This window comes from Gelidibacter sp., assembly GCF_039916245.1.
Lineage (GTDB): Bacteria > Bacteroidota > Bacteroidia > Flavobacteriales > Flavobacteriaceae > Gelidibacter.
In genome coordinates, this window is record NZ_JBDSLS010000140.1 from 1 (window position 1) to 5,725 (window position 5,725).

4 protein-coding genes are annotated in these 5,725 nt (G+C 41.6%); all 4 read left to right on the forward strand.

Annotated features, from left to right (window positions below; all coding sequences use genetic code 11):
• Window positions 1–1,285, forward strand: a 1,285-nt coding sequence (locus tag ABIQ28_RS07220; protein WP_348036208.1) for a TolC family protein, incomplete at its 5' end; no start/stop codon positions are given.
• Window positions 1,285–2,289: an efflux RND transporter periplasmic adaptor subunit gene (locus ABIQ28_RS07225; RefSeq protein ID WP_348036209.1), complete on the forward strand. Its 1,005-nt coding sequence runs from the start codon at window positions 1,285–1,287 to the stop codon at window positions 2,287–2,289. The genes ABIQ28_RS07220 and ABIQ28_RS07225, both read left to right, overlap by 1 nt.
• Before the next feature lie 14 nt (window positions 2,290–2,303).
• Complete coding sequence (locus ABIQ28_RS07230; protein WP_348036210.1) at window positions 2,304–2,603, forward strand: DUF190 domain-containing protein; 300 nt, start codon at window positions 2,304–2,306, stop codon at window positions 2,601–2,603.
• A 78-nt stretch (window positions 2,604–2,681) separates the two neighbouring features.
• The coding region (locus tag ABIQ28_RS07235) for a CusA/CzcA family heavy metal efflux RND transporter (RefSeq protein ID WP_348036211.1) at window positions 2,682–5,725 on the forward strand (3,044 nt) is incomplete at its 3' end.

The window sequence follows — 5,725 nt, forward strand, 5'->3', positions numbered from 1 at the left end:
CTGTACAAGAATTTACTTAAAAAACAGAATGAGGTTTATTTTTAAAACACTAATCTATTTAGCGGTATCCATCGCGTTTTATCTACCGGTAAACGCTCAAACAGAATTCACGCTAGAGCGCATCCTAAAAACGGCAAAACTCAACAATCCGATTTTGAAATCTGAGCATTTCAATATAGCGATTGCCGAAAGCGACATCTTAAGCGCAAAATTGCGTCCCAACTTGGTATTGAGCAATGAAAACATTCAGATTGCGAAATCTTCAGAATTTGATGGCACCGGCTGGAGCAATCCCGAAAACCGTGAAGTGCTTTGGCAATTATCAAAGGAGTTCCAAATTATGGGTCAGCGTCAAAATAAAATTGACGTTGCTCTGAAAAGTGCGGAATTATCTGAAAAAGAATACACAGAAATAGAGCGAGAAATCCTGTTTCAAGTTGCCGAAAAGTGGAACGAAGTATGGACGGCACAAAAGCAGTTGGAACTAATTCAATTTGCCAAAAACAATATGGACAGCTTGGTCATTACCAATCAGCATCGCTACAAAAACCAAGTCATAACGCAAACCGACGTATTCAGAACGGAATTATTAGCCAAACAATACGCTCTACAATTCGCCACAGAACGTCAAGAACTTTTAAACCGAAAGAAAGAACTTCAGTTTTTAATGGGCGTTCAAGATCCTATTGAAATTGATACGACTGAAGATTTCGGAAGGTATGCCTTGATGACTTTAGAAGAATTGCACGAACAATCCATAGCCTCCAGAAGCGATATTCAAACGGCAAAATCATATATTGATGTTTCAGAGAGCAATATCAAACTCCAAAAAAGCCTATCCTATCCGCAACCTGAAATTGGCGTCATCTATAATGCGCAACATAAAATTCCGCATTTCGGTTTCTCAGCTTCTATCGATTTACCTTTTTTTGACCGCAATCAAGGCGAAATCAAAAAATCACATATCCAAAGGGATCAGGCAGAACAGCAACTTTACACCTTACAAACGCAACTGCAAACGGAAATTGCAACGGCTTATGACAGGCATCAAATTCAGTTGGAAAACATAGCCTCTTACAAATCGCTATTGGAACAATCACAAACGATTTTAGATAATGTGCAATATGCTTACCTCAGAGGTGGCACCAGCATTATCGACTTCTTGGAAGCACAAAGTAGCTGGCTAGAAACGCAACAACAGTATAACGAAGCTTTGGAGCACTACCGTCAAAGCCATATCCAACTGCTTTACGCAGCAGGTTTAATCAATCAATTAGCACAATAATGAAGCACGCAATTTTTACAGGTTTTCTTTTATTTTTACTGTCGTCATGTGGCAGCGAAACTAAAACCGACCAAATTCAAAGGCCCTCGCCTATCGTTAGCCAAGACGGCTTAAACATTCAATTTCCAGATGCTGGACATTTGGATTTTTTCAAAACAGAAACTCTAAATAACGATACGCTTTCTGCAAAATTTACGGCGCCTGCCACTATCGCAGCTACCGTGGTCGCTTCTCGAGAAGGCGCTAGTCAGAATTTAATTTTGTTTGAAAATCCAGATTTAGCAAGCCATTACACCCAATTGACGCAATTGCAAATTAGCATCAATCAAATTTCGAACATCAATTTAAAACAACGTCGACAAGCATTGGAGCGCACCAAAGATTTGAAATCCCATGGCGTCGCTACCGGTCAAGATTTGATGGATGCCGAAAGTGCTTTATCCATGGAACAAAGTGGACTTGCCAATGAAAAAGCGGCATTGATTGAACACGAATCTAAATTAATTTCTGAAGGGTTTACGCCAGATGTCTTGCGAAAAGCAAAAGCCGGAACGGCATTTTTAATCTGTGATATTCCCGAAAACCAAATTGGAAATATTGAAGAAGGCAGTACCTGTGACATCAAATTCAACGCGTTTCCAAACACTGAATTCACTGGTAAAGTGGACGCTATCGCCGCTATTGTCGATCATAGCACACGGATGATCAAAGCACGAATCCTGGTTAACAATTCATCAAAAAAACTGAAATCAGGCATGTTCGCCAAGGTCACTTTCGATTTAAGTGACGATCATAATGTAAGCGTCAACAAAAACGCATTGGTTACAGTGCAAGGCAAACACTATGTATTTATTAAAACTTCCGAAAATGAATTTGAACGTAAACAAGTCAACATTGGTCAACAAATTGGTGATCGAATTATCGTTTTTGACGGTATTTCCAGCGCTGATGAAGTCGCGATTGAAGGCGTTTTACAACTCAAAGGTTTATCATTCGGATATTAAAAAAAAATTAAGAAATGTTACAAGCACAACTATTCATCGATAAAGACGAACTCAAAGGTGTCCGACCTTTACACGAGTTTATCATGAAATTACTCATTGAAAAAGGGATCGCCGGTGCCACTTCAGTCATGGGGTATTCAGGTTTTGGCAGACATAACCGTCTGAAACAACCGTCGCAATTATTCTCATTTGATGAAGCCTCCATGTACATCACGTTTATCGATACCGAAGAAAAAGTAAAAGCAGCCTTAAGTGTTTTAAGAACACAATATCGCGGCGGATTCATCGTCACGCACGCTGTCAATCTCTGGTAAAAACTAGCAATTTGTTTGGTCATCTCATTTAAAATCAAATGTGCTTAAAGCACTTATAATTTATAAATCATAATTCCTGTGATTAAAAATCTCCTCATATTCTCACATAAAAACCGTCCGTTGGTCGTCGCCTTAAGCTTGATCATTATGGGGATCGGTTATTATTGTTTCACGGAACTTAAAATAGAAGCTTATCCCGATATTGCCGACACCAACGTGATTGTTGTGGCCCAATATCAAGGTCGTGCTGCCGAAGAAGTCGAACAGCAAGTGACCATTCCGCTGGAACGTGTATTGCAAGACGTGCCCAATGTTATCGACCGCAGAAGCCGAACCATCTTTGGATTATCGGTCGTACAACTAACCTTTAAGGATGATACGGACGATTATTTTGCGCGTCAGCAAGTTATGGAACGCCTCGCCAGTGCTGAGCTACCTGAAGGTGTCATCTCTGAATTAGCGCCACTTTCCACTGCTGTAGGAGAAATTTTCAGATATGTGGTGGAAGCACCGCCAAGCTATTCGCCTACCGAATTAAGAGATTTACAGGACTGGGTCATCGAACCTTATTTGTTACAAACCAATGGTGTTGCTGATATCACAACCTTTGGCGGTCCGTTAAAACAGTTCCACATTCTAATCGATCCCGATAAGCTCCGTAAATACGATTTGAGTTTTTCAGAAGTGGAAGATGCGGTCGTTGCAAACAACCATAACACAGGTGGAAACATCATGGAACGCGGTGGGCAAGGTTTTGCCGTTCATGGCTTGGGCGCCATCAAAAATGAAAAAGACATTGAGAATATCGTCCTAAAGACGATTAAAGGGGTTCCGATTTTTATCAGTGATGTTGCGAGTGTCGAAATTGCTCCGCCGCCGCCAAGTGGTGTTTTGGGCTATTCTGTTCCGGATGAAAATATTGAAGTGAACAATGGTGTTGAAGGTATTATTTTACTTCGGAAATTTGAAAACCCAAGTGAAGTTCTGGTGGAACTCAAGCAGCGCATCGCCGATTTGCAAGAGCACGAACTCCCTGACGATGTAACCATCCGTACACTTTATGACCGTGGTTTTTTAATTGACCACTCCTTAAGTACCGTTGGAAAAACACTTTTTGAAGGCGTTAGTATTGTCATTATCATCCTGATTTTCTTCTTAGGAAGTGTGCGAAGTGCGTTGGTAGTGGCTTTAACCATTCCGTTTTCGTTGTTATTTGCGTTTATTATCATGCGATTTACAGGGATTCCGGCCAACTTATTGTCGTTGGGCGCGATTGACTTCGGAATTATCGTAGACGGCGCCGTGATCATGACCGAACATCTCATCCGGAAATATCGAACCGCCACGCGAGAACAACGACAAGAAGGCATTGTGAGCATTACCTTATCAGCGGCTCAGGAAGTGGGTCGTGAAATCTTTTTCTCCGTAACGATTATCATCTTGGCCTATATGCCGATCCTATTGATGACGCGTGTTGAAGGCAAATTATTCTCGCCAATGGCCTTAACGCTATCCTTTGCCGTTTTGGGATCGATGGTGGCAGCACTGACATTTGTCCCCGTAATCATTTCGTATGTCTACAGTAAAACCATGTCTCAGCCCGACAAAAAGTTTAAAGACCCTAAAAATCCTATACTGACATTTTTAGAGAATCAGTACGTGAAAGCTTTAAATATTTTTACAACGCACTACAAAAAAACAGTGGCTATTGGATTTGCGATTGTATTTATTCTGATTGCGTTTGGAACTAAATTAGGTTCTGAATTTTTACCAGAATTGGATGAGGGCTCAATTTTCTTACAAGGAAATTTCCCGGCTGGAATAACGATTACGGAGAACGCGAAATACGCGCCTAAAATCCGCGAGGTCATTTCAAAATATCCACAGGTTTCGTATGTGATTACACAAACCGGACGCAATGATGATGGCACCGATCCATTCCCGGCAAATAGAAACGAAATTTTAGTCGGATTAAAAGATTACGCCGAATGGAGTGGTACACTTTCAAAAAGCGAATTGGTTCAAAAAATGCGTACCGATTTGGAGGATGAATTCCCAGGAGTCACCTTTACGTCTGGCCAACCGATTATTGACCAAGTGATGGAGATTGTAACGGGAAGTGCTGCCGATTTAGCGGTATCTATCGTTGGCGATGATTTGATTATGATGCGCGAAAAAGCAGAAGTCATTTCGCAGATTATGCAAACCATGGACGGAAGCGAAGGTGTGAATATTGAACAAGAAAACACGCAAGATCAATTGGCCATTAATATCAATCGTGAGCAAGCGGCGCGTTATGGCATCAACGTTGCCGATGTTCAAGATATGATCGAAGCGGCAATTGGCGGAAAAGAAATCTCGGTGTTATATGATGGCGCCAAACGTTATGATATTGTGGTGCGTTATCTACCCCAATTCCGTGAGAATATGAACGACCTCAAAAACTTGATGATTCCTTCTGCAACGGGCGCTTTAGTGCCGATGGATCAACTGGCGGATATTGGCTACGTTGAAGGACAAACTAACATTTACCGTTTGAACAATAAACGTATGGTTACCGTTCGTGCCAACATTGAAGGCCGAGATCAAGGTGGTTATGTGAGAGAACTGCAAGCTAAAATCGACGCCCAAGTTGAAATTCCAAAAGGCTACGAATTGGTATTTGGTGGACAATATGAAAATCTAGCCCGTGCAGGAAAGCAGTTGGCATTTACTATCCCGCTGACCTTAATCATGGTTATCGTTGTCCTGTTTATGTTGTTTAAAAACTTTAGGGATACGCTCATCACAACCAGTTGTGTTCTGTTTGCTTTAGCCGGAGGTATCATCGCATTAATGCTCAGAGGTTATTACTTTAACGTTTCTGCAGGAGTTGGATTTGTATCTATTTTCGGGATCTCAGTGATGGCAGCGGTGTTATTGGTGTCTGCATTAAATAGAGCCTCGGCCAAAGAGCCGTTAACCAAAGCCTTGGTTATGGCAACCTCAAAAGAACAGTTGCGCGCGGTATTGACCATTCTTATTTTGGCAATCTTCGGATTAGTTCCGGCTGCGATTTCCAGTGGCATTGGATCGGATGTTCAGCGGCCATTGGCAACCGTGATTATCGGAGGATTAACGAG

Coding starts and splice junctions, on each gene's coding strand:
- ABIQ28_RS07225 (WP_348036209.1), top strand. CDS start 1,285: ATGAAGCACGCAATTTTTACAGGTTTTCTTTTATTTTTACTGTCGTCA.
- ABIQ28_RS07230 (WP_348036210.1), top strand. CDS start 2,304: ATGTTACAAGCACAACTATTCATCGATAAAGACGAACTCAAAGGTGTC.